This window comes from Alteromonas sp. DY56-G5, from assembly GCF_041414725.1.
Classification (GTDB): domain Bacteria; phylum Pseudomonadota; class Gammaproteobacteria; order Enterobacterales; family Alteromonadaceae; genus Alteromonas; species Alteromonas macleodii.
On the sequence record NZ_JANHZQ010000020.1, the window covers coordinates 23,716 to 48,369 of the forward strand.

The 24,654-nt window shown below is 44.7% G+C and carries 17 protein-coding genes; 6 read left to right on the forward strand and 11 right to left on the reverse strand.

From position 1 onward, the window contains the following. Nucleotides 1-8 precede the first annotated feature (8 nt). The 6 genes from NO989_RS11435 to NO989_RS11460 all read right to left on the reverse strand — a co-directional run bounded on the left by NO989_RS11435 (nucleotide 9) and on the right by NO989_RS11460 (nucleotide 7,035). A complete protein-coding gene (locus tag NO989_RS11435) occupies nucleotides 9-458 on the reverse strand; it encodes a carboxymuconolactone decarboxylase family protein (RefSeq protein WP_039225299.1) in 450 nt (149 codons plus the stop codon). Between the two features lie 48 nt (nucleotides 459-506). Beyond that, nucleotides 507-1,319 carry a helix-turn-helix domain-containing protein gene (locus NO989_RS11440; protein ID WP_371342561.1) on the reverse strand — a complete coding sequence of 271 codons (813 nt, stop codon included), beginning with the start codon at nucleotides 1,317-1,319 and terminating at the stop codon, nucleotides 507-509. 84 nt (nucleotides 1,320-1,403) lie between these two features. Beyond that, on the reverse strand, nucleotides 1,404-2,267 hold the full coding sequence (locus tag NO989_RS11445) for an alpha/beta fold hydrolase (protein ID WP_371342563.1): 864 nt from the start codon (nucleotides 2,265-2,267) through the stop codon (nucleotides 1,404-1,406). A gap of 144 nt (nucleotides 2,268-2,411) precedes the next feature. Beyond that, nucleotides 2,412-3,764 (reverse strand): sensor histidine kinase, encoded by a 1,353-nt coding sequence (locus NO989_RS11450; RefSeq protein WP_371342565.1) that lies wholly within the window; start codon nucleotides 3,762-3,764, stop codon nucleotides 2,412-2,414. Further along, complete coding sequence (locus NO989_RS11455; RefSeq protein ID WP_269351260.1) at nucleotides 3,761-5,290, reverse strand: DUF3369 domain-containing protein; 1,530 nt, start codon at nucleotides 5,288-5,290, stop codon at nucleotides 3,761-3,763. The genes NO989_RS11450 and NO989_RS11455 overlap by 4 nt, the downstream gene beginning before the upstream one ends. Before the next feature lie 242 nt (nucleotides 5,291-5,532). Continuing rightward, a complete protein-coding gene (locus NO989_RS11460) occupies nucleotides 5,533-7,035 on the reverse strand; it encodes a catalase (protein WP_039225577.1) in 1,503 nt (500 codons plus the stop codon). Nucleotides 7,036-7,264: 229 nt separating this feature from the next. Between NO989_RS11460 and NO989_RS11465 the strand changes: the two genes are divergently transcribed. Then, nucleotides 7,265-7,936, forward strand: a complete 672-nt coding sequence (locus NO989_RS11465) for a nitroreductase (RefSeq protein WP_168463440.1) — start codon at nucleotides 7,265-7,267, stop codon at nucleotides 7,934-7,936. A gap of 146 nt (nucleotides 7,937-8,082) precedes the next feature. Here the strand turns inward: NO989_RS11465 and NO989_RS11470 are convergent, their stop codons facing one another. From NO989_RS11470 to NO989_RS11485, 4 genes are all read right to left on the reverse strand, one after another. Then, nucleotides 8,083-9,966 carry a bifunctional diguanylate cyclase/phosphodiesterase gene (locus NO989_RS11470; protein ID WP_168463441.1) on the reverse strand — a complete coding sequence of 628 codons (1,884 nt, stop codon included), beginning with the start codon at nucleotides 9,964-9,966 and terminating at the stop codon, nucleotides 8,083-8,085. A gap of 147 nt (nucleotides 9,967-10,113) precedes the next feature. Continuing rightward, a complete protein-coding gene (locus NO989_RS11475; RefSeq protein ID WP_014949897.1) occupies nucleotides 10,114-11,220 on the reverse strand; it encodes an NADH:flavin oxidoreductase/NADH oxidase in 1,107 nt (368 codons plus the stop codon). A 65-nt stretch (nucleotides 11,221-11,285) separates the two neighbouring features. Further along, a complete protein-coding gene (locus NO989_RS11480) occupies nucleotides 11,286-12,440 on the reverse strand; it encodes an iron-containing alcohol dehydrogenase (RefSeq protein WP_049586907.1) in 1,155 nt (384 codons plus the stop codon). 14 nt (nucleotides 12,441-12,454) lie between these two features. Then, on the reverse strand, nucleotides 12,455-13,321 hold the full coding sequence (locus NO989_RS11485; protein WP_371342568.1) for a type 1 glutamine amidotransferase domain-containing protein: 867 nt from the start codon (nucleotides 13,319-13,321) through the stop codon (nucleotides 12,455-12,457). Between the two features lie 108 nt (nucleotides 13,322-13,429). Here NO989_RS11485 and NO989_RS11490 point away from each other — a divergent pair, with 108 nt between their 5' ends. Further along, nucleotides 13,430-14,338 (forward strand): LysR family transcriptional regulator, encoded by a 909-nt coding sequence (locus NO989_RS11490; protein ID WP_014949894.1) that lies wholly within the window; start codon nucleotides 13,430-13,432, stop codon nucleotides 14,336-14,338. Nucleotides 14,339-14,448: 110 nt separating this feature from the next. On the opposite strand, the gene NO989_RS11495 is transcribed toward NO989_RS11490, so the two are convergent. Beyond that, nucleotides 14,449-14,853 (reverse strand): phosphate ABC transporter substrate-binding protein, encoded by a 405-nt coding sequence (locus NO989_RS11495; RefSeq protein ID WP_371342569.1) that lies wholly within the window; start codon nucleotides 14,851-14,853, stop codon nucleotides 14,449-14,451. Nucleotides 14,854-15,016: 163 nt separating this feature from the next. Here NO989_RS11495 and NO989_RS11500 point away from each other — a divergent pair, with 163 nt between their 5' ends. From NO989_RS11500 to NO989_RS11515, 4 genes are all read left to right on the forward strand, one after another. Continuing rightward, nucleotides 15,017-15,268 carry a hypothetical protein gene (locus tag NO989_RS11500; protein ID WP_014979627.1) on the forward strand — a complete coding sequence of 84 codons (252 nt, stop codon included), beginning with the start codon at nucleotides 15,017-15,019 and terminating at the stop codon, nucleotides 15,266-15,268. A 205-nt stretch (nucleotides 15,269-15,473) separates the two neighbouring features. Beyond that, nucleotides 15,474-17,393, forward strand: coding sequence for a Cache 3/Cache 2 fusion domain-containing protein (locus NO989_RS11505; RefSeq protein ID WP_371342571.1), 1,920 nt, complete (start codon nucleotides 15,474-15,476; stop codon nucleotides 17,391-17,393). Nucleotides 17,394-17,619: 226 nt separating this feature from the next. Continuing rightward, nucleotides 17,620-20,268: a M1 family metallopeptidase gene (locus NO989_RS11510; RefSeq protein WP_342326013.1), complete on the forward strand. Its 2,649-nt coding sequence runs from the start codon at nucleotides 17,620-17,622 to the stop codon at nucleotides 20,266-20,268. Nucleotides 20,269-20,606: 338 nt separating this feature from the next. Beyond that, complete coding sequence (locus tag NO989_RS11515) at nucleotides 20,607-24,650, forward strand: ExeM/NucH family extracellular endonuclease (protein ID WP_371342572.1); 4,044 nt, start codon at nucleotides 20,607-20,609, stop codon at nucleotides 24,648-24,650. The last annotated feature ends 4 nt before the right edge of the window (nucleotides 24,651-24,654 follow it).

Genomic DNA, 24,654 nt, shown 5'->3' on the forward strand with positions numbered 1-24,654 from the left:
TCCTACTACTAAATAGAAGGTTGAAACTGAAGGCTTACTGAAATACGGTTCCAGCTATTAATTTGAAGAATAATAGACGTGAGTTCTATCAGCCCTTCTTTTCCGAAGGTGCTTTCTACACTGTTATACATTTCTTCAGTAATAGTGGAAGAGTGGATAAGCGTTAACGCTTCCGTCCACGCTAATGCTGTTCTCTCTTCAAAACTGAAGCAATCTAGCTCTCTCCATGCAGACAATACATCAAGCCTTGACTGATTTTCATCAGACTCTCTCGCTTCTTCGGCGTGCATGTGTTGGCAGAAGCCGCACTGATTAATTTGTGACGCACGAAGCTTAACTAAATGTATGAGTTTATGACTTAAAGTACTTTTGACTGAAGGCTTAACCAAGCCTGTGAGGTGTTCAAGAATATGGGGATATTCAGAATATAGCTCAGATTGTGTAACACGTTTTTTCATAGTGATCTCCTTTAAACTGCGGAGAACTATAAAGTCTAAGCAAAACGCTTAATTGTAAATTTGCGACAACTTTCGCTTTCTATACTGAAGGGGCGTTTCCAGCGCGAAATCACTAAACGAATGCGTAAAGTGCGCTTGGTCGAAGTAACCACATGCCAATGCGACGTGGCTCAGCGCTTCAGAATTTGAGGTTAATAACGATCGAGCATGGCGTATTTGAGCAAATTGATACAGTTTGTTTGGCGAGAAACCAAAGTTAGTGCGAAATTGGCGCTCCAGCGTTCTTCGGCTGACCCCGAACTGATCGGCAAGATGTTGTGGGGGCACCAGTAAATTCATCGACTGATAAAGCATGCGCTCCCATTTCTGAAAGGCTCCATCAGTATTTTCTGCTAGCTCAAACAACCAGTGCTGTATTGCTAAGCACTGCTGGCTAATAGTTTTTCCAATAAGATAGGCTTGCAGTCGTTGATAGGAATCACGCTGCTTAACCATAGCCAACGCGATGTCGATTTGTTGGTTTTTACTGTCATCAAAGGTTAAACCGAACAAGTATTTCAAGGCACCGGGCCTAAATCTTACACTTATTTGTCTGCAAGCCAGTTCCCACGGCATGGCGCAGACCTGAGTATGGTAAAAAAATTGTGCTTCACAGTTAGTTTGATCGAGATAAAAAGTCAAACTAGCACCTGCATCGGGATAAAATTTTTCGTTTAGCGTCGTAGCTGAGCCTTCTGGGTTATCAATCACCCATATGCATTGTACAAACCGTTTTATGGAAGCAGCAGGGGTCACGAAACCAATATCAATCTGCTTAAAGCTAGCGGCAGGAATAATTTCGTTGTTGGTTGAAGCGTCCATAAACGTTGGTTGCGAGTCTAGAGTTAAATCAGTGAAGCTTTATATTACCCCTGTCGCGTGACGTATCAATACAAAGTTTCACGTTTAGTTAGCGTAGCGACCTAAAAAGCTTGTTATAGATTTCACCACGGCTTCAGCACTTTCAATTTGCGGATAGTGCCCAATCTGATCGAGCTCAATTACGTCTGCATTAGGAATGAGTTGTTTGTACCGCGCCACCATATGCGCGCCAGAGATTGGATCAGCCATACCTGCGGTTAGTCGAAGAGGGGCATTGGCATTTTGCAGTGCACTTACCCAGCGCTTTCGGTATTGTTTACGCTGCTTCATATAGTCCAAAAGCAAGTGCATGTGTTGGTGACCATTATTTGCACTGATAAGTGTCCAAAAATCATCGATGTCTTGATCTGAAGGAGGTGTGTTTGGGCCAAATATGTTGTGCATACTTTTTCGAATTGCATTTTTGTTTAAAAAGCGAATGAGTAGACCACCAAATGGAGATAGCAGCAGCTTTTGAATGGGCAGAGCTCGATGTGTCTCAGGAAAAAGGCCACCATTAAGTAAGTGCAGCGATTCGATGCGAAAGGCAAGGTCGTTTTCCAGTTGCTTCGCCATCATTTCTTGCGCAACCGTATCACCGTAATCATGAGATAGAACATGGGCACTTGTGATACCTAAATGCCTTATTACCTCACTTATCGTGTCTGCTTGTTCTTTAATTAAGTATTTTTTTGGTGACTTATCGCTAAAACCAAACCCCGGCATATCGAGCGTCACGCATTGATACTTGTTTGTAAGTGCTGGCCATATTTTAGCCCAATCAAAACTTGCGGTGGGGTATCCGTGAATGAGTAATAGTACTGGTCCCGTGCCTTCTTTTTTATAAAAAACTTGCTGACCGTCGACGTTTAAAAAGTGGCCGGAACTTCGCCAATGTGAAAGTTGCATTTCTACATGCCTTGTTATGTTTTTGTATTTAGCTTGCCCAGCCTTTGATTTCACGTCTGTCGTGAGGGCGACATTTTAATAATGTCGCGCGCTGCACAGGGAATTTATAACGCAGGGTATAGGTTGTGGAAAATGAGAGGCACGCTAGGCTTCAACCGGAATACACACGGTTACTTTCGTACCCTCTCCTGGGGTTGATGTTAAGTCAATCTCACCGTTAAATTTTTGTCGTACTAAGTTGTATAAAATATTTAGGCCCAGACCTGTACCGCCTTTATCACGAGCCGTGGTGTAAAATGGCTCGAATACCTTCTTGTGAAGTGCCTCTGGTATACCTTTGCCATTGTCTTGTACGCTAATCACAATGCCTTTAGCATTTTTGCTGCAGCTCACACTTACTCTATTTACGTCGTTATTTACCGATGGACCAAAAGCGTGACGCTGAGCATTCGAGATTAAATTTGTTAGCAATTGGGCAATAATGCCGGGACAGGTGGTTATCACCAAATTGGGCGTAACGTCTATGCTTAGCTCAACTTGTTCTTTGCGAAGCATGGGTTTTAAAGGGTTACAGACTCTAGGGATATATTCGTCTAATGCAATTTCTTCTATTTCTAACGACGTTTGGTCAGCAGAAGTGCGCTTAAAGTCTTGTACTAAATTCGCTGCCCGCATCAGGCTTGTTTCAGCCAAGTTTAGCCCTTCAGAGCAAATAGCTTCAAAGTCTTTAAAACCCTGCTCGGTTAATTCATCGTTTTCGAAGTCTCGATAGATGCCTTTTAGTTCTTCTTTGCAGTTACTGACGGAGGTAAGTGCAATGCCTAACGGCGTATTAACTTCGTGAGCAATGCCTGCGACTAGATTTCCTAACGCCGCCATTTTTTCTGACTCGACGAGCTTTTCTTGTGCGGCCTCAAGTTCAGCCGTGCGGTCTATTACTTTTTGCTCAAGGGTTTGGTTGGCCTCAATTAGCCTCTGCTCGTAATCTGCGCGCTCATTTGCACTCACTGCACGCCCGTAAAGGTCTGCCAGTGATGCCGCAAATACAACTTCATCGGCATGCCATTCACGGGCTTTGCCTTGGTGTTCACAACAAATTATCCCAATCATTTTGCCGCGGTGGCGAATAGGGACATCAAGCATAGAGCTAATTCCAAGCGGCGTTAAATACACTTCTGCAAATTCAAATGTTGCAACATCTGTTAATGCGTCGTGGGCCGCAATGGTTCTCTCTGAATCTAGCGCCTCGAAATAGTGAGGAAAGTCTTTTCGGGTAAGTACTAAGCTTTCGTGGTCCAGGTCATTACCCTTATCAATGAGCAATGTGCACTGGACCAGTGTTTGCATTTCATCATACAACCAAATGCCAGCTCGAGTAATTTGCAAACCCTCACACACCGAGTTGATAATAAGTCTAGAAGCAACGTCTAATTCACCTTTATCAATATCTGCGCTTTGGCTAACGCGTAATAAGATTAATTCTAGCGTTTCTTTCATTCATCTTCGTCCGGTTCTGTGGCTCTGATTTCAAGGATCCTGTCGAAGTGCTCTATCATAATGTGGGTGATAAGCGGGTCGAATTGTTTCCCGGAATTCTCATGAAGATAGGCTTTTACTTCCTGAGGACTCCATGCCGGTTTATAGCAGCGCTTAGATAGCAATGCGTCGACAACGTCGACAATTGCCATAATACGACCCTCCACGGGAATGTCGTCTCCAGCTAAACCTTCAGGGTAACCTTGACCATCCCACCGCTCATGATGCGTTTTCGCAATGATGGCGCCCATTTTAGCAACGATGCGATCAGATCCCGCAAGTAGCTCGTAGCCTTTTTGTGCATGGGTCTTCATGATCTCCCATTCTTCTGGGTCGAGTTTGCCCGGCTTATGTAAAATAGTTTCAGGAATGCTAATTTTACCCACGTCATGAAGTGCGGCTGAATACCGTATGGTCTCAATAAACTCTCGGCTCATGTGAAGCTTTTCAGAGAGAAATTCGGTCATAAGAATGACCCTTCTCACATGGCCACCGGTCTCTTTACTCCGCATTTCGATTGCGTCGCTAAGCACCATAATGAGTTCTTTTTGGGTTTTTTGTATGTCTTCTTTTTGCGTGAGATTTTGGAATATTACCGCCACATTAGAGGCAAACATCTCTAAGGTCTTGCGCTGCAGAGCATCCAGTGGATGATCTAATTTAACATACAAGATGTTGTGGCTATCTTCTCCAGTAGGGTAGTAGCCGATGAATAAATCTTTAGACTGATAGTGACTTTTGCTTTCTAAGACTTGTTTGATTTCTTCTTCGATGGTTTCAGGAATTCGGCTAGAAATTCCAGGTTCGCATAATCCAACTAGGTCGCCGCTGGCGCCTAGCACCGTCATGGTCGTATCGCCATATAAGTCGGTGTGCTGAGTAGACAAGTAGAGTACAGAGTTGTTTAGGTTAAGCAGTGTAAGTGTCTGTTTCAACACTGCGGTGCCAAATTGGGCTAAAGACTGGCTTGCTAAAACGGAAGACGAGGATTTTAAAACGTCTTCCATACCGCGCTTACCTTGCTCAATAGTCTGAATATCCCGATACGACCTTATTGCTGTGTACACACAAGACTTAAGTTTAAGCGATGATAATTCAGTTTTGGCTTTGTAGTCGTTTATGTCGTAACGCCTGATTACCTCTTCTTCCGGCGCCTGACCAGGTTGACCTGTTCGCAGAATAAGGCGGGCGGTATGGTTATTGAGCTCGTTGCGAATGGCATCAACCAAATTCAAACCCGCATCGTCAGTTTCCATCACCACATCAACGAAAGCGAGAGCGATGTCTGGATTTTCTTTGAAAAGTGCTAGGCCTTCAGCGCCACTGTGAGCTGATAGAAATTCAACCCCGCGTTTTTCGAAATTAAATTTCCGCAGAGTGAGTTTAGTGACCTCATGAACGCCTTCTTCATCATCGATTATGGCTATTTTCCATGGAGCTTGGCGAGAGGTGGATTGTTCTGTTTTTGACTTCTTAAATAACGACATACATAGCGCTATAAACGTTTAGATACATTAAACGTAAGCCACAATTTTCAATCTCGCAAACTTACTCGACAAGTTTTGTTCTAAAGTTCAATGAGCATATTTTGATGACAGAAGTCTCTTTATCATCAGTTAGATGTGTTTTAGGCAAGTATTAAAAATATGCCATGTTTGTTAAATTGTGGAGCCCAGCAGATTCCAGTAAGAGAAAACTGCTGGGCCGCAATACCTTACAACAATAGCGTTTAGCTATCTTCGATAGGGGTATTTTCAGTAATCGGTACCGTATTTACGTCGGTATCTAAGCTTTCTACCGCATTTCGTACGCCTGCGGCGTAGTCTGGATGTACCTTTTCTAGCACGGCGTACCAACGCTCTTTTACGCTATCTGAGCACGGGCCCATTGCGGCAGCGTAGTTTTTATACAGCCGTTCTTTTTGATCATCAGAAAACATCTCATACAGTTTTCGCGGCTGCACGTAATCCACATCTGCTTCATCTTGATGATATCTATCAGCGTCTCCATCAATGCGAAGCGGAGGCTCTTTCACTGAAAAGTCAGCCACCGGACCTTCGTATTGATTGGGCTCATAGTAGGCGTCAGGGTTACCAAAATCATTGGTAAAGAAGCGCATCGCGCCGTCTTTGTGATAGTGGTTTACCTTGCTATTTTTCGGCGCGTTAGCGGGGAGTGCTTCATAGTGTGTGCCCAAACGATAGCGATGGGCATCAGCATAAGAAAATATGCGAGCCTGAAGCATTTTGTCAGGGCTAAAGCCAATACCAGGGACAACATTTGACGGACTGAATGCTGCGTTTTCTATCATTTGAAAGTAGTTTTCTGGATTTCTGTTCATTTCCAGTTCGCCAACTTCAATAAGCGGATAGTCATCGTGCGGCCACACCTTGGTTAGGTCGAACGGGTTATAGCTTTGCTGTCCTGCTTCCTCTTCTGGCATGGCCTGAATGTACATTGTCCATTTTGGGAAATTGCCTTCTTCAATGGCGTTATATAGCTCTTCTTGATATTTTTCCCGAGTGCTTCCAATGATTTTTTCAGACGTTTCATTGGTGTAGTTTTTAATGCCTTGTTGAGTTTTGAAATGGAACTTCACCCAATGACGCTTGCCTTCTTTATTCCACATGCTGAAAGTGTGGCTGCCATAGCCGTTCATGTGCATAGGTGACACCGGAATACCACGGTCCGACATTAAAATGGTAACTTGATGCACGCTTTCTGGCTGTGCAGCCCAAAAGTCGAACATGGCTTCTGGTGAGCGCAGGTTAGTTTTCGGATGACGTTTTTGCGTACGAATGAAGTCAGGGAACTTGTATCCATCGCGAATGAAGAAGATAGGAGTATTATTACCTACCATATCCCAGTTGCCTTGTTGTGTGTAAAACTTCAAGCTAAAGCCTCGCACGTCACGCTCGGTATCAGCTGCGCCTGATTCTCCTGCTACCGTAGACCACCGGCTTAATACTTCAGTTTGTTTACCCACTTCTGAGAATAAGTCAGCGCATGTGTAATCGGTAATGTCGTGCGTGACCGTAAATGTGCCCTGTGCACCCCAGCCTTTCGCGTGAACGACACGTTCTGGAATTCGTTCGCGGTTTTGATGCGCTAACTTTTCGATTAGTTGATAATCTTGTAAGAGGGCGGGGCCGCGCTCTCCTGCTGTTTTAGTGGTTTCGTTACTTACTACGGGGGCGCCTGCCGACGTGGTTAATTGCGGTTTCTTAGCCATTATAAAACTCCTTTCGTATGCTTCTTTCGAAAGCCAAACTTCCATAAACATCATGTGTGCCTGACTCATGACATGCTTTTGCTACGCACTGCTAAATGAAAGGGTTTACAAACTTCTATATATATCTATAAAAACAAACAATCTGAATTAAGTTTGCCGCCTATTGAAGAGCAAACTCGTCGTGTTTACTCTAACTTAACAAGTTCAATTACCGCGTTTAAGGAAGTGTATGAATTTTGCCGAGTTTGCAGCATCAAGAAAGAGTGTTAGAGGGTTCACTAAACAGCCTGTTACTAAGGAAACAGTAGACGCGATTATCAACGCAGCGAAGTGGGCGCCATCGTCCTATAACACGCAAACCTGGAAAATTCATGCAGTAACAGGCGACGTGCTTGATAAAATTCGTGAAGGCAACACCAAAAATACACTTGAAGGTAAACCGCACGTTCGAGACTTTCCATACAAAGAGGACTACGAGGGGATTCACCGTCAGCGTCAAATTGATGTAGCCATACAGCTGTTTGACGTAATGGGAATAACCCGAGAAGACAAGGAAAAGCGTATGGATTGGATGATGCGCGGCTTTAGGCAGTTTGATGCACCCGTTTCTTTGGTGCTTACCTATGACAAGTCTTTAGAGCCAGCAGGGATCACCCAGTTTGGTTTAGGGTCGCTGGCGTATGGCATTGTGCTAGCTGCATGGGACTTAGGGCTTGGTTGTGTTATCAATGGTCAGGGCATTATGCAGTCCGATGTAGTACACAAGCACGCTAACATCCCTGATGATGAGGCCATTATGATTTGCATAGCCTTGGGCTATCCAGACCCAGAGTTCGCTGCAAACGAGGTTCGCTCAACTCGCGCCGACAACGAAGAGTTTGTGACGTATCACGGGTTTTAGCGTTTTTCGATTTAGGCGGCTCGGTATTTTTTCAGCAAGCCAATACTGCATTAAGCCATCGGCATGAAAACGTCCGTTTGAAATATAATGAGCCTCTAAAACGGTGCCTTCACAGCGGAACATTTCCGAATTTTTAGTGTAAGTGGTTACTTTGTTGGATGATTACTTAAGAATCGTTCTATCTCGGGCACGGGGAGTGGCTTGCTCCAATAATAGCCTTGGCCCAAGTCACATCCCATTTTTATTAGCTTTTCTAAAGCGGGTTTACTTTCAATACCTTCAGCTACCGCTTTCATGCCAAGGCTGTCGGCAATGCTGATAATTGCTGCAACTAAAGGTGCGTCGTTTTCCCCAATGCCCAAGGTGTTGATAAAAATGCGGTCTATTTTGAGTTTGCGAGCGCTAAATGTCTGTAGATAATTTAAATTAGAGTAACCGGTACCAAAATCATCAATAGCAAAGTGCACGCCTAACGATTTAATGGCTTCAAGTTGTTCGCCAGTGGTGCCATTTTCATCCGCGAGTATGGTTTCAGTTAGCTCCAGCTCTAAAAATTGCGGTGCTAATTGTGAATTTTGCAAGGCCTGCTCAACGACAGCGGGGAGCGTACCATCTTTGAATTGTGCGAAGGATAAGTTTACGGCAACCGTAAGATTAGTATGACCGTTTTCATGCTGTTTAGCGCAAAATTCACAAGCCTGGTTTAACACCCACGCACCAAGAGGGATGATCAGGCCACTGCTTTCCGCTAAAGGTATGAACTTGTCGGGGAATATCATTGAGCCGTCTTTCTGAGGCCATCTCAAAAGCGCCTCTACTGCTTGAACCTCGTTAGAGGCAAGGTCTATCAACGGTTGGTAGTACACCTCGAATTCATTGGCCTGTACAGCCGGGCGCAAACGCTGAATAAGTGTGAATTTTTCATCGTTTTCTTCGTCAAAGCGCACGTCATAGTATTCGTATCTATTTCTGCCGTTGCGTTTCGCTTCGTACATGGCAATATCAGCTTTTCGGCACAGCTGTTTAAATTTAATTCCGTCATAAGGCGCTTGTGCTACACCAATTGAACCCGATACTACCACTTTGGTTTGCAGCACTTCGAATTCGTTCGAACACCACGTAATTAAGTTCTTACATAAGTCATCGATTTCAGATTTGTCTGATATTTCTGGCGCCAACACAATAAACTCATCGCCACCGAAGCGTATTAAACTTTGCTTTGTGGATAGGTGGTCGGTGATGGTTTGAGATATTTTTTGAAGAAACCGATCGCCCGCAGCATGGCCAAGAGCGTCATTCACGGGTTTAAAGTTGTCTAAGTCTATAAACAGCAGCGCGAGCTGAAGCCCTTTTTCTTCACTCTCACGTAGCTTTTCGTTGAAAAGTCGCTCGCCCAAAATCCTATTTGGCAAGTTTGTGAGCGGATCGTGATGTGCTAAGTGCTGGATATGTGCTCTATTTTGCTCAACTTTAGACACCTCTTGCTGCAGTGACTGCATAAGCCGACGAATATCCTGTATCAAAATAAAAACGCTGAAGCCCGTAATAACGTAAATAACCATGATGAAGAGCACGTGAGACCAGCTCAAAATAGGCGGGTTTGGTGTTACTACATCGTGCATAATCAACCACGTAAGCGTAATGCACTGAAGAAGCACTAAAGATAAAACGGTGCCAAATAGGGCAATTCCACCTAATAAAGCCGCAAATATGATGACGCCAGGATAGCCAATCATGGCGATATCAAATACGCCTGCACCTGTTGCGGATAGGGCAAACAGCATTGACGACATAGCGCCCAAAAGTAGGTAACTGCTGGTGGTAACGTAATACTTGTATGCGAGCGAGCCAGTGACGATTAATGAGAACAAGCCCAGTAAAAAGATATCAAAAGTTATGCCTCTCGCGACCAGAGATGAAGCGAAAAGCCCGAAGCCTGTTACCGCGCTTATTTGAATGACACGGCGCCTTCGGAGTGACGTTAGATCAGCAAGCTTTGCTGATGAGGAAAAAAAATCTTTAACCTGCATTCTTCCAAATCTTGAAGGAGGTTTATAGCAACCTTAAACCTAACTTGGAAAAAAGCAAGTGCAGAGACGCAACGTTATACGTTATTGGCAAAAGACGAGGAAAAACACAGCAGTGCTCGAAAACACTGCTGCCTGTAAAGTCAATAATTACCTTTCGTCTGATGGTGCGTAACGCTCCAACCAGTGTGCATATGGTGCAGGCATTACCCAAGATGGTTTTTCAACGCCTAGCTTTTTCGCTGCAAAGTAAGACCAGTGTGGGTTAGTAAGATGCATTCTACCTACCATAACAACGTCAAGTTGTTGGTTTTCAATGGTATCGTTGGCGAGCTCTGGTGTGTCTACTCCCCACGCTGTAGCAACCGGGATCCCGGCTTCATCACGTACCTTTTTCGCAATTGGAGCAAGGAAAGCCGGGCCCCAAGGAATATTCGCATCAGGCGTGTTAAAGCCAACGCTAACGCTAACGAAATCAGTACCAATTTCTTTGAACTGTTTTACAAGTTCGATAGACTCGCTCAACGTCTGTTCGTCATCACCATCGTATTCGATAACGCCAAAGCGTACGGTAAGCGGTAGGTTTTCAGGCCAAACCGCACGCACTGCGCTCAGTGTTTCAAGTAAGAATCGGCCACGGCCTTGCGCATCACCGCCGTATTCGTCGGTACGCTTATTGGCGTGCTTCGAGAAAAAGCTTTGAGCCAAATAACCGTGGGCAAAATGCAGTTCAAGCCACTCGAATCCAGCTTCAAGCGCGCGCTGGGCACCTTTCACAAAGTCACTCTTAACGCGCTCAATATCGGCTTTGGTCATTTCTGTAGGCGTAACAGGTAAGTGTGCCCCAAAGGCTTCTGCCGAAGGTCCAATAGGCTGCCACCCTTTTTCTTCACTTGGCTGAATGTGGTCATCGCCTTCCCAAGGGCGGTTAGCACTCGCTTTGCGCCCGGCATGTGCAATTTGAATTCCAGCAACAGCGCCTTGGCTTTTTATACGATCAGCAACATTTTTTAAGCCACTAACGTGTTCATCTTTCCAAATACCTAAGCAATTTGGCGTGATGCGTCCTTCTGGCGAGACGGCGGTTGCCTCAACGATAACCAATCCAGCACCGCCTCGGGCAAATGACTGGTAGTTTGCTTCATGCCACTGATTTGTAAACCCATCTTCTGCAGAGTATTGGCACATAGGAGGCACAGCAATACGATTGCGAAGCGTCACGTCTTTTAACGAAAATTGTTCAAATAATGCAGTCATATTTCTCTCTTTTTAAATAAACACAAAAGCACTCAGCGAAGGCTGAGTGCTTTAAAATCTAGGGGTTATGCCGCAAGAGTTAGAATTTCACGGGCTTTAGCAAGATCGATGTCACCATGCTCGCCAAGCGCTGTTAAGCCGTTGCGTTCAAGGTTCTCGATTAGCCCATCAATGGCAGACTTTTCAATGTTGTGGTCTGACAGGCGAGTTTTAACCTGCATAGTTTCAAAAAAGTCCTGAACCGCTTTTATGGTTAAGTCAATGGCCTTTTCTTTGTCATCTTCCTGAATGCCAAACACGCGCTCACCTAGCTGCAGAATTTTTTCCTGCTTTTTGTCACGCTGCACGAACATTAACGACGGTAGAACAATTGCTAAGGTCACGGCGTGATCTAAACCGTGTAACGCAGTAAGTTCGTGACCTATCATATGTGTGCCCCAGTCTTGCGGTACACCTTTGCCGATTAATCCGTTAAGCGCCATTGTTGCTGACCACATTACGTTTGCACGCACATCGTAATCTTCAGGCGTCGCTAACGCTTTAGGACCTTCTTGAACTAAGGTTTGTAAGATTCCTTCTGCAAAGCGGTCTTGAAGCGGTGCGTTTACAGGGTAGGTAAGGTATTGCTCAATCACGTGAACAAAAGCATCAACCACGCCGTTTGATACTTGACGTGGTGGAAGTGAATAGGTGAACTCAGGATCAAGTACGGCAAAAACAGGCTGAACTGTTTCAGAAGAAAACGCGCGTTTTTGCGACGTTTCTTTTCTGTTTACTACCGAGTTACCGTTACTCTCAGACCCTGTCGCAGGTAAAGTAAGTACTGCGCCAATAGGTAATGGATTTTTAAATGCTGCACCTTTAACAAGTATGTCCCACGGATCGCCTGCAAAGTTAACGGCAGCAGCTACGAATTTCGCGCCATCAATAACACTTCCACCGCCAACCGCAAGAATGAAGTTCACGTCATTTTCACGGGCGACATTCACAGCTTTCATCAGTGTTTCAAATTCTGGGTTTGGTTCAACACCCTGAAACTCAATGACTTCAGCACCTGCTAGTGCAGTCGTTACTTTATCGTAAATACCATTTTTCTTAATTGAGCCGCCACCGTAGAGGAAGAGGACTTTTGCTTGTTTCGGCAAACGTGAAGACACTTCACTTAGTTGCCCTTTGCCGAACAAAATTTCGGTTTGATTCTTAAACGTAAAATTAAGCATAGTGTTGCCTGTCCTTAATTAGATTGTGAATTTAACTGTTGTAAAAGCTTTTCAGCTAACAGTTCATCAGAAAACGGGTTTTGGCCTGTAATAAGCTCACGGTCTACTACTACATTGGGCGCCCACATTTCTTTGAATTCCATCTTGCCACCCGCTTGCGCCATGGCGTCTGCTGGGTAGTACAATAACGTTGCGTCGTTTAACGTGCTTTCAAAATAGGCCTCTTCCGGTGTGGAGAAGATTGTCATTTTGTAGCCATCATAAATCCAACTCTCAGATGAGGCTTGCTCACCGGATTTCAATGCCAGTTCAAATGCCTGCGGGTTAGATTGCCCAGAAAGTAAGGCGATTGGGCCATGGCAGATAGCGGCAGTAGGTTTTCCTTCATTGTGAAAGTGAGACAAAATTTCACCCACTTGAGGATTGTTTGCCAGGTCGATAAGCGGTGCATGACCGCCTGGAATGAATACGCCTTCAAACTCTTCCAGCCCTTGTCCAATCACTTCGCTCAATGACAGCGTGTCATCAATGCCTTCTATTGACGCTACAAATGTTTGAATGTCTCGCATTTGCGATTCGCCGCCATCAAAGTATTGCGGTATTACTGACTTTTTATCTACAGAAGGCGCATTGCCTTTTGGCGTGGCCAATACCAGTTTGTAGCCTGCTTCTACCAATGCTTTTGCCGGCACACCAAACTCGTTAAGGTAATAGCCTGTAGGCTCTGTTTTTCCATCTGCAAGTTGCATTACATTTTCACTTGAAAGTAGTACAAGTATTTCGCCTTTACTGGCATTCGCAGCTTTAACGTCTGCCGCATAGGCCGACTGCGATAAACCCGCAATAATGGCGAGCGATAAAATTGATGATGCTGATTTCATGTGCAGCTCCTGTCGCATTAGAAAGTGCGTGTATCTTAGAGAGGTTGGCTTACATCGAGAAGTCAGATAAATTGTGACGAGTCATCAAAAATCTGATGGGTAGGGATTATGTCTTACTTAACACAGTTAAAAACCTTTGTAGAAGTTTATCGAAGCGGCAACATTACACGTGCTGCAGCTCGCCTTCATATGTCTCAGCCAGCGGTCACTTCTCACATACAAGCCATGGAGAATATTGTCGGTAAAGAGTTGTTCATAAGAAAAGCGAGAGGCGTTGAGCCAACGGCTATCGCTGATGACTTGGCGCTGCAGGTCGCCAGTCACATTGATACGTTAGAGCAGAAAGTGGCTTCTATTCGCAGTCGTGCTTCCACCGATCACGGCACGTTACACCTAGCAGGCCCTGCGGAGTACCTCAGTCTGGTGGCAGGTCCGGCACTCGCTAACTTGCTTCAGGCCGATAAAGTGAATTTAGTGATCCATACCGGCAACAAAAGTAATATTTATCATTTGTTGGAGAACGATGTAGCGGAACTTGCCATTACCGCCTCTGAGCCAACTGACGCGATGTATGAATATCAGAAGTTAGATAAAGAGCGCTTAATCTTAGTGATGAACCGTGTGCAGGGAAAGTTGCTGGGAGAAAGAGAAATATCGGCAGCGCTACTCAACCAACATAAAGTAGTGACGTATGATGAACAGTTACCGCTTGTTCGGCGATACTTTTCGGAGGTATTTAATGCCGCGTGTGAGTCGCCTGTCGCGGCTGTTTGCCCCGATATAAGAGCAATAAGTAGTATTATCAAAGCGGGAATTGGTTATTCCGTTTTGCCTGACTACTTATGTAAAGAAGGTATTGCAAAAGGCGAATTGGTCGCGCTGGGCAAGCCAGGCCCAGAAAATGATGTTTATTTAGTGTGGAAAAAAGGAGCGCTTCGTCATCCTAGGGTCGACTTCGCCAAAGATGTCATAATGGCTTTTGCAAACATTAACTATCTTTCGACACTTCCTGATTGAAGCTAGACGCCTAAAAAGGGCGACGCATTTAGACAAGGCGTCGCCAATTGTTCCTAGTTTACATAACCAAGGCTTGTTGATCTTTGCTGAATATTAAACAACAGCAGGCCCTAAAATGTACCGACAACTTTTACCGTGCCATCAACTTTACCTTCATCCACAAAACCTATGGTATTGGGGTTGGTTGCGACAAGATTTAACATCTCATCCTCAGTTGCTATCATTTCAGGGGGGGTGCCTCTGCCAGTAAACACAAGCTTCGACCAGAATGCGGAGTATTGTGATTCAGATTTTCCAAGCACATTATTATTAAAAGCGTCTCTGATATTATTACCTTGTTCGAAGGTAAGGGGAATTGCGCGACTTCCATCGGGAAATGCTTTTACTTTCCCCAAATATATTTTCTTGACGGTATCGATATCGATCCCAGAATTGTTATTGGCATTTATTATCACGGCTGTACCGGCATAAATCGGCGCAGACATTAAAAAGCACAGGGCTGCAATTATCTTCATTGATATTACCTTCGTTCTTAACTCGCTAACATCGAGGCAAGCATGCTAGTGGTTTGTACCCAAGGGCGACGCGCCCTCACGAAAGTATAACCGAGATTTACAATTTGTCGCATTTCGACAAAAGGTGAAATTTGAAGGATCCTAAAACATACAAAGAGAAATTATGGCAAAACCTAATGCAAAAGGGCCGGTCAGAACCGTGCAAATTTATTGCTCCAAGTGCAAGTTCCAGCTATTTAAATATCGAAAAGGCGGCAAAGGCGCGTTGGTTAAATGCTTTAAAGAGAGAATAGTTGAGGACTTTACTCATGAAGAAGGAGTTTGCCCTTCTTGTCACGGACAGTTTGCAAGGAATGCCTTAATTCGAGGTGCACCTGCACTGAAAATTGTTGGCACAAAGGTGACCATGAAGTAGCACAGACTGCTAATCGGTTGTTAATTGGACAACTTTTTTTAAATATAAACGTTTGGATAATTTGCTCTTACGTAATTTTTGCCTAAATTAATATAAAGGGATTGCAGCCTCAAGCCGTTGTGCTGTTTGGTAAAAAATTAAAGGCCGAGGTTAGAAAGCGCAACGGAATGGCTTTGTATTAAACGTCTACACATCGAGATGATAAATGTCCATTCAAAGAAAGTTTCTATTTTCTATTTCTGCTGTTATCGCTTTGTTCGCTTTAATTGTTGCCGTGGCAACGGTTATCACCACTTCCTCAAATGTTTCAACCCTTGTTCAAGAGCAAAAGAAGAACACCGCCGATCGTTTAGTGAATATTCTTACTGTGACTGACTCTATCATGCTTGAACGCGTCAAAAGCAGTATGGCGTTGCTTAAACAGCGAGGTAAGGCAATCGGTGAACCCAATCAAACCGATATTGTTACCGTTAAAAATACGCAGGCTCGGCAGCTAAGGTTGGGCAATGCGGAACAAGCTAACACATTCGATTTGGTCGATAACCTTACAAGCGTAATGGGAGGCACCGCCACGCTTTTTAGTAAAACAGGAGACGACTATATTCGCGTGAGTACCAATGTCATTAAAAATGGCGAGAGGGCAATTGGCACTAAGTTGGCCCCTGATGGCAAGGCGATTAAAAAGATTAATCAGCAGGAAGCGTATTACGGTGCGGTTGATATTTTGGGTAGCCCTTATTTGACAGGTTACGAGCCAATGTTTAACAGCAGTGGTGATGTTGTGGGCATTTGGTATGTGGGGTACTCAGCCGACCTTAACGTCTTAGAGCAAGCCATTAAGCAAAGTCACGTGCTAAAAGAAGGCTTTGTTGCCCTTCGTGATGCAAAAGGTAACATTCGCATGCATTCCGCACATGTGAATGACCGACAGGTCGCCGACGCCCTTCAACCTAATGATGACTGGGTTGTAGAAGTGGTACCGTTTTCGCCTTGGGGTTACGATATTATATTAGTGGCGTCGACGTCAGAAAAATCGGCAATGGTTCGAAGCTCTGTGTTGGTTGTTGTACTTAAAATCGTATTGGCGAGCGTGGGAATTTTGATCACCATTTGGTTGCTCGTTAAGTATATTGTTGGCAAGCCACTTGAAGAATTCATTGGGGTAGTAAACAACTTGTCTTCTGGTGAGGGAGATTTAACGTTCCGTTTTCAGGCATCAAGAAGCGACGAGTTTGGTACCATGGCAAGAGCGTTTAATGGACTTCTTAGCCAGTTACAAGACACGTTGCAGAGTGTGGACGAAGCCACCGACCACATGCTAGCAAAGTCAGAAAGGTTAAATGCAACAGCGTTGCAATCCAAAGATACCGTTTCACAACTTAGCCGAGAAACCGAGTCAATTAATAACGCCATTTCGTTAATGCAGCAGAATGCACAAACGGTGTCGTCAACCATTCGCAGTTCAAGTGAAGCGGCACACGCTGCCGATCAAGATACGCGAAACAGCGTAAGCGTTTTGGCGCAAACCATTAAAGACATCCAGTCTCAGGCAAGCGATGTGGACGCGTCAGTACAGGTTATCACTGAGTTGGCTCAGGCAAGTGAAGAAATTAGCGGTGTAATGGAAGTTATCAGGAATATCGCGGAACAAACGAATCTACTTGCGCTTAATGCAGCTATTGAAGCGGCTCGCGCTGGTGAGCAGGGACGTGGCTTTGCCGTTGTCGCTGACGAAGTCCGCTCGCTAGCAAGCAGAACGCAGTCTTCCACGGAAGAAATTCGCAATATGATTGAACGCCTTCAGCAAGGTAGCCGCGTGGCTTCTGAGAAAATGCAGCAAAACAAAGAAACCGCCTATAAAACCGTGGACACCACAAAACATGCTGGCGATTCGTTAAAGCAGGCGCTTGACGCTGTTGCACGCATCACAACGTTAAACCAAGACGCTGCCACAATGGCTGAAGGACAAACAGAAGTTGCTAACGATGTGAATAAAGGGGTAAGCAGTATTCAACAGGTGGGCAATGCCAATACTACCTATGCAAAAGAAGTGGTAGATAACTGTGAAGCCTTAGTTCAGCAAGTTAAGCAAATGCAAATGCAGTTGCGACGATACCATTTCTAGAGTTGCTGGCTTATTCAATCGATCTGGCTGTCAGCAGGCAGCGAAGCAGAAACAAGATAATTCGCCAGAGTCAATGTACGCTGAAATGCACAATTCTTGCGGTTGACATGAATAGTAACAATTTGAACCAATGCCAAAAGGGCTTTAGATTGCTAAGGCCCTTTTTGATATTTATTCTTACCCATGGATGAATATAGGGATTTTCCCATAACATGGATAAACCATAATGAAACAACTATCTACACTAGCTGGTGTGGTTGCGAGTGTTTTTGCATTCACATCGCTATCGACAACGGCAGTAGTGGCGCAAGAAGCGCAAACTGCATCTGCAGTCGTATCACCCGCGAAAAAGACACTTGCTGATGTTGAATACCGCTTACCGTCAACAATCGCTCCCACATTTCAACACATTCACTTAAATATCGACCCTGACAACCCTACATATTCTGGAAAAACGAATATTGACGTAACGGTTAAAACCCCAACTAAGAAAGTGGGCTTTTATCAGCAAGATTTGACCGTGACGTCTGCGCGTTTAGTGTCTGGAAGCAGCAGCTTTCCTCTAAATGTTACGATTGGAGAATACGACATCAATTGGGGCGAATCGCAAGATGAGATTGCGCCTGGAAAGTATACATTAGAGATTACGTTTGAAGGGAAAGTGAACACGTCTTCAGATGGCATGTATCTGTCACGTTTTGAAGAGACCAACTATATATTTACCCAGTTTGAAGATATGCATGCGCGAAAAGCGTTTCCAAGTTTTGATGAGCCAAACTTCAAAATTCCTTATCAAATGACCATCAGTTCTCCTGAACATCAGGAAATTGTGGGTAATACACCTGTTGAAAAGGTGACAGTGGAAAACGGGATCAAAACCGTAGTGTTTGAAAAAACTAAGCCCATGCCGACATATCTTATCGCCTATACCGTAGGGCCTTTTGATAGTGCTGAAATTTCTGGGCTGTCGGTGCCAGGAAAAATATACGTTCCAAAAGGGTATGCCGATAAAACCAAATTTGTTATCAAACACATCCCAGAAATCCTAGCCTCGCTAGAAGATTTTTTCGGTATCAAGTACCCCTATAAAAAAATGGATTTTGTTGCCGTACCAAACTTTACCCACGGTGCAATGGAAAACGTAGGTTTAATTACCTATCGCGATAGTTTGTTACTGCTAGAAGATAACCCAAGCGTCACAGAGCGTTCACGACCGCTAAATGTTATCGCGCATGAACTTGCTCACCAATGGTTTGGCAACTTGGTAACAATGGCGTGGTGGGATGACCTATGGCTGAACGAAGCGTTTGCGTCTTGGGCTGCAAGCCATACCATGAAAACCTTGTATCCAGAGTTGAACTACGCCGATCGCATAGTACAAGAGGGAGCATTTGGTGCAGATGCTAGTCCCACGGTGAAACCTGTTAAAAAGGTAGTGAAAAGTCAGCCAGATGTGATGGATGGGTTGGGCTTGAACTACTCAAAAGGTGAATCAATTTTACAAATGATTGAATCGCTAATTGGTACAGAAAAGTTTCGTGAAGGCGTTCAAAACTACATGAATTCCCATGCTTGGGGTAATACCGTAGCAGACGATTTGTGGCGCGCTCTAGATGAAGTGTCCGATTTCAACTTAAGCGCCATGATGAAAGCCTACTTGGAACAGCCGGGCTACCCACTTATTCATATTTCAAAAGATGGCAAATTAACCCAGTCCCGTTTTCACCTTGCTGGCGCTACCGTGGAAGATAAGACATGGGCAGTTCCATTAAAGCTGACTTATCAATCAAACGGAAAAATACTAAACGAAGTGGTTTTTATTGATAAAGAAACCACAGTTTTACCTCAGCTTGCTGAAGCAGACTGGGTGTACCCTAATGACAATGCAACAGGTTACTTCCGTTGGTCAATTGAACCAGCTCAGTTAAACGCACTGCTAAATAATATTGATGCGCTAAATAAGCGTGAAAAGAAAAATGTGCTATACAACTACCAGGCGCTGTTAAACGCAGATCAAGTAGGTGTAGACAGCGTGATGAAGGTGCTTAATAGCTTGGCAAAAGATGATGACCCTGCGGTCATTCGTGCGGCTGTTGGCGTGTTAGCTGAGTTTAGTTATTTAGTAAATGAAGACAATAAAGCCGCATATGCAAAGCTTCTAAATCAAAATTATATGCCTTTGTTAAACAAGCTTACCTTGTCTCAAAGTGAGCAGGATAACGCAGATGTCATTCGCCTGCGTAACCAGCTATACAGCTTACTGGGTACTCATTCGAACAATGAGCAACTTGTTGAACAAAGCGTTAAGATAGCGAAACAGTACCTTGCAGATACTAGCAGTGTTCCTTCCGGTATTGCCGGTACAGCAATTGAAATTGCTACGCGAAATAGTGAACAAGGCGAGCAGGGCACATGGTTTAATACAATTGTAGAGGCATTTAAAAAAGCACAGTTGCCAAATGTGAAAAGCACGCTGGTGTATTCGATGTACTTTGAAGACAAAGCGACCGTCTTTAAAATGTTAGATTTAGCGCTTACCGATGATATTACGCCTGCAAATACCATGTATATGGTGGTGAGAGTAGCACGTAACTTAGACGATCATACGCTATTGTATGAGTGGCTTAGTAAGAATAAAGACGCGCTACTAGCAAAAATGCCTGATTACCATGTAAGCAGAATGCCGGAATTTGTTTCAACAACCTGTTCGGCTGAAAACTTAGAAATGGCCAATGCGTTCTACGCGCCAATTAGCGAGACCTATCAAGGAATGGCACGCGGTGTCGAAATTATGCAGGACGAGTCTCAACAGTGTATGCGGCTGAAATCTGCATTTCAGGCAGACTTTAACGCCTTCTTAAACGAGCAGTTATAGGCAACAACGAAAAGGCGTTTACCCAGCGCTTTTTGTCCTAAAGTTATGATTGAAAGAGCGTCCACTAGGCGCTCTTTTTTTTGTGCATAAAACTGTAACATGCACCACGGCGAGTCACTAAAATATTTCAAAGCTGAAACATTTACGCATTGTGACAAATCAACTTTCCCTGTACCAAAGTTCAGCAGAGTTAATCAACAAGTAAGTTTATTTTAAACGTCTAAGTTTCTGATTTTTAACGTTTGTGACGTTTATATTATTATTTTTATTAAGTGCTTGCTGTATATACGTATGTATAAGAATTTATACCTTCCTTATACAAAAAAGCGGAAAGCAAAATGATTCATGAGGGTAACACACAAAAGTATAAGCTGAGGAAATCAGCTAAAGTAGTCAACGCGTTGTTGGCGGGCGCATTGTCGTTAGGCGTTGTTTCTATTAATGCCTCTGCAGATACAGTATGGCAAGAGGACTTCGAAGCAAATGAACTGCAAGGCAAGGGCGCAACTGGCTCAGACCCAGCGGGAGCAATTGTTGATCTTGAAGGTGTTGATCGTTGGTCAGTAGACGTGTCAGCGAGTGAGCTAAGTGCCACTTCAGACTGGTTCCGTGTTGAAAGCGGCGCAATGCAAGCACGTGATACTGACGGTGAAGTAGTCTGGTTGAGCGAGTCTATCGATATATCTGGTGCCGGTGATATCACCATAAATGCCGTGCTTTCTCAAAGTGGAAATTTTGAGTCGACAGACTACATCGATGTATTTTACTCATTAGATGGTGGCGCATTCGAGCTTATTACGCTTTCAGAAGGGGCAACGAATACGGTACAGGAAGACTTTGGTTCTGCAACACTGACCGAAACGATAGGTAGCGGAAGCACTTTAGAACTGAAAGTAGCGATGGCTAACAACTCGGGTACCGAATATCTCAATTTAGACAGTATTTCAGTAAGTGGAAATGGAACTACCGATGGTGGGGATACTGGCGGTAACCCTGACGACGGCGGTGAACCTTCAAATGAACTTCTTTTCTTAAGTGGTACTTGTTTTAACTGCCCTGATTTGGAAGCAGTTAACCTAGCCAGCGACTTTGTTGCATCTGACTATTACGCAGCTCTCGACACAGCTATTGCAAACGGTGAAAGTGCGCAAACGTTAAAAGACACGGCGCATAACATCATTGAAAATGGTCATCGTACGCTTTCTTACTCAGAAGTGTGGACAGCACTCACTTACACTGATGAAGATCCTGCTAACACCGATAACGTTATCTTGTTCTACAAAGGCATATCACAAGGCAAGTTTACCAACGGTAGCGGTAGTCAAAGCACCAACCCAGACAATTGGAATCGCGAACATGTTTGGGCTAAGAGCCATGGTTTTCCTAGCTCAAGCCTAACGGCATACAGCGATATTCTGCACCTGCGTCCTACCGATATTTCTGTAAATAGCTCGCGCGGCAACTTAGATTTTGATTTTAGTGATAGCGCGCTTTCTGAAGCTCCGTTAAACCGAGTTGATGGTGACTCTTTTGAGCCTCGTGACGCAGTAAAAGGTGATGTAGCACGCTCAATGCTATACATGGACGTGCGTTACGATGGCAATACAGCTGGTGATACCGAAGACGACTTAGTGTTAGTAAATCGCCTTACCTCTACTAGTGAAGCCGCGTTTGGTAAGCTTTGCGTATTGCTTCAATGGCATGAAAGTGATCCAGTGGATGATTTCGAACGTCGTCGTAACGAGCGCGTTTATGAATTCCAAGGAAACCGAAATCCGTTTATAGACAAACCTGAACTTGCTTCACTTATCTTCAACGAGAGTTGTGATGGTACAGGTGGTGATACTGGCGGTGACACGGGTGGCGATACTGGCGGTGACACGGGTGGTGATACCGGCGGCGACACAGGTGGTGATACCGGCGGTGACACAACACCTTCTACCAGCAGTATTTACATTTCAGAATACATCGAAGGTGGCGGTTTCAATAAAGGTATAGAGCTTTTCAATAGCTCGACACAACCGGTAAGTCTAGCGGGTTATGAGTTAGTTTTACTCTCCAATGGTGAGACCGCAGATGCTGACCGTAAAGTGTTAGCACTTGAAGGCACAATCCCAGCAGGTGGCGTAGCAACATTCGCTCACGGAAGTGCAGATGCACTGTTAACTGCCGGCTCAACGATTAGCAGCTTCGTGATTAATTTCAATGGCGATGACTACATTGAGCTCGTCGCTAACGGTCAGGTTGTTGATGCTCTAGGTACGTACGGCGTTAAAACTAACTGGGGTAAAGACGTTACTTTGGTACGCAAGAGTTCAGTAACGGCAGGCAACCCTAACCGCAACCCAGCGTTTACCCTTGAAGAATGGGATAGCCTACCAAAAGATACGCTTAACAATTTTGGTTCGCACAATGGATCTGTTAGCGAGCCTACGGATCCAACTGACCCGACCGACCCAACTGATCCTACAGACCCAACTGACCCAGTTGGTGAAGTAGTCTTAATTAGCGCTATCCAAGGCGAAGGCGATACCTCGCCACTTACAGGCAATGACGTTGTTGTTGAGGCAGTAGTGACTAAAGTTGTGCCGGAAATGAACGGATTCTTTATTCAAGAAGAAGCCGCCGACTCTGATGGTAATGCTGCGACGTCTGAAGGTGTATTTGCCTATTCGACAACCTTCACTGAATACCCATCTGTTGGTGATGCTGTGCGTGTTAGCGGTGCAGTGGCAGAATACAATGGCATTACAGAAATTGTACTAAGCGCCAATGCTGAAACGCTAGGTGCAGGTGCTGAGATACTAACGACAAGCATTGAAATGCCATTTGACGAGAGCGTTAACCTAGAGTCACTTGAAGGTATGCAGGTTCAATTCCAGCAAACTTTGAACGTAACAGACGTTTACAATCTTGGTCGATATGGGCAATTCAACGTGTCATCAGGCCGCCTGATGATCCCTACAAACCAATATGCCGCGGGTTCAAGTGAAGCTATTGCCTTGGCTGAAGCGAATGCACGCAACACATTGTTGGTTGATGATGGCTCAAGCGCACAAAATGCTGACGATATTCCTTTCCCAGTTGGAGGTTTATCTCATGCGAATCCTCTGCGTTTAGGCGACAGTGTAGAAGGCCTGGAAGGTGTAATGCACTACGCATTTGGTGCTTACAACTTAATTCCAGTTGGCGCTCTTCAAACTGTACGCACAAACCCAAGAACAGATGTGCCTCAGTTAGACGTACAAGGCGATGTCAAAGTGGCTAGCTTTAACGTGCTTAACTACTTTAATGGTCCGAACTTCCCTACCTCTCGTGGTGCAGACTCAGAAGATGAATTTGCCCGCCAGCAAGCGAAGACAGTAGCAGCCATCGTTGCGATGGACGCAGATGTACTTGGCTTAGTAGAAATCGAAAACGATGGATACGGGAGTGATTCTGCCATTGCTTCTCTAGTAAATAGCGTAAATGCTGAACTTGGTAGTGACGTGTATAGCTATGTAGCACTTGAATCATTACTTGGTGGTGATGAAATTGCGGTAGGTATTATTTATAAGCCTGCAACGGTTACACCACAAGGCGCAGCGGTTACTTCCTCTGAAGCTCCTTTTGACTACGGTAACCGCCAGCCGCTGTTACAAACCTTTAGCGTAAATAGTAACAGCGAAGCGTTTACGCTCGCGGTAAATCATTTCAAATCAAAAGGAAGCTGTGGCAGTGCAACAGGTAATGATGCTGATTTGGGTGATGGACAAGGCTGCTGGAACGAGCTACGTACCCAAGCTGCGCTAGGGCTGACAGCGCTTGTGCAAAACAGTGAAGGTTTGTCTGACCGAGTAATCGTAATGGGTGACCTAAATGCTTATGCGAAAGAAGATCCAATTCTTGCTCTCGAAGACGCTGGTTTCAGCAACTTGGTGAACCTCTTCCACGGCGAAAGTGCTTATTCTTATAGCTTTGGCGGCGAAATGGGCTACTTAGATCACGCGCTATCAAGCTCAACTTTGACTGAGTATGTGGCAGACGCAACGGTTTGGCATATCAATGCCGATGAGCCTCGTGTCTTCGACTACAACGTTGAATATAAGTCAGAAACACAGCTTTCTAGCTATTACGGGGCTGATGCTTATCGTTCGTCAGATCACGATCCAGTAATTGTTGTGCTGGATTTCCCTGAAACGAGTGAGCCGGAGCCAGTAATTGGTGATTTTGATGGCGATAGTGACATAGACAACACCGATATTGTGGCGTTCTACACCTTGCTTCTGCAACGTCAAGCGACGGTTGAAGAGCACGACTTTAACAATGACGGCAGATTAAATATCTACGATTTATACGCGTTAATGTCTATGTGTACACGTACCGCATGTGCAGTTCAGTAGTTGG

Coding starts and splice junctions, on each gene's coding strand:
- NO989_RS11435 (WP_039225299.1), bottom strand. CDS start 458: ATGAAAAAACGTGTTACACAATCTGAGCTATATTCTGAATATCCCCAT.
- NO989_RS11440 (WP_371342561.1), bottom strand. CDS start 1,319: ATGGACGCTTCAACCAACAACGAAATTATTCCTGCCGCTAGCTTTAAG.
- NO989_RS11445 (WP_371342563.1), bottom strand. CDS start 2,267: ATGCAACTTTCACATTGGCGAAGTTCCGGCCACTTTTTAAACGTCGAC.
- NO989_RS11450 (WP_371342565.1), bottom strand. CDS start 3,764: ATGAAAGAAACGCTAGAATTAATCTTATTACGCGTTAGCCAAAGCGCA.
- NO989_RS11455 (WP_269351260.1), bottom strand. CDS start 5,290: ATGTCGTTATTTAAGAAGTCAAAAACAGAACAATCCACCTCTCGCCAA.
- NO989_RS11460 (WP_039225577.1), bottom strand. CDS start 7,035: ATGGCTAAGAAACCGCAATTAACCACGTCGGCAGGCGCCCCCGTAGTA.
- NO989_RS11465 (WP_168463440.1), top strand. CDS start 7,265: ATGAATTTTGCCGAGTTTGCAGCATCAAGAAAGAGTGTTAGAGGGTTC.
- NO989_RS11470 (WP_168463441.1), bottom strand. CDS start 9,966: ATGCAGGTTAAAGATTTTTTTTCCTCATCAGCAAAGCTTGCTGATCTA.
- NO989_RS11475 (WP_014949897.1), bottom strand. CDS start 11,220: ATGACTGCATTATTTGAACAATTTTCGTTAAAAGACGTGACGCTTCGC.
- NO989_RS11480 (WP_049586907.1), bottom strand. CDS start 12,440: ATGCTTAATTTTACGTTTAAGAATCAAACCGAAATTTTGTTCGGCAAA.
- NO989_RS11485 (WP_371342568.1), bottom strand. CDS start 13,321: ATGAAATCAGCATCATCAATTTTATCGCTCGCCATTATTGCGGGTTTA.
- NO989_RS11490 (WP_014949894.1), top strand. CDS start 13,430: ATGTCTTACTTAACACAGTTAAAAACCTTTGTAGAAGTTTATCGAAGC.
- NO989_RS11495 (WP_371342569.1), bottom strand. CDS start 14,853: ATGAAGATAATTGCAGCCCTGTGCTTTTTAATGTCTGCGCCGATTTAT.
- NO989_RS11500 (WP_014979627.1), top strand. CDS start 15,017: ATGGCAAAACCTAATGCAAAAGGGCCGGTCAGAACCGTGCAAATTTAT.
- NO989_RS11505 (WP_371342571.1), top strand. CDS start 15,474: ATGTCCATTCAAAGAAAGTTTCTATTTTCTATTTCTGCTGTTATCGCT.
- NO989_RS11510 (WP_342326013.1), top strand. CDS start 17,620: ATGAAACAACTATCTACACTAGCTGGTGTGGTTGCGAGTGTTTTTGCA.
- NO989_RS11515 (WP_371342572.1), top strand. CDS start 20,607: ATGATTCATGAGGGTAACACACAAAAGTATAAGCTGAGGAAATCAGCT.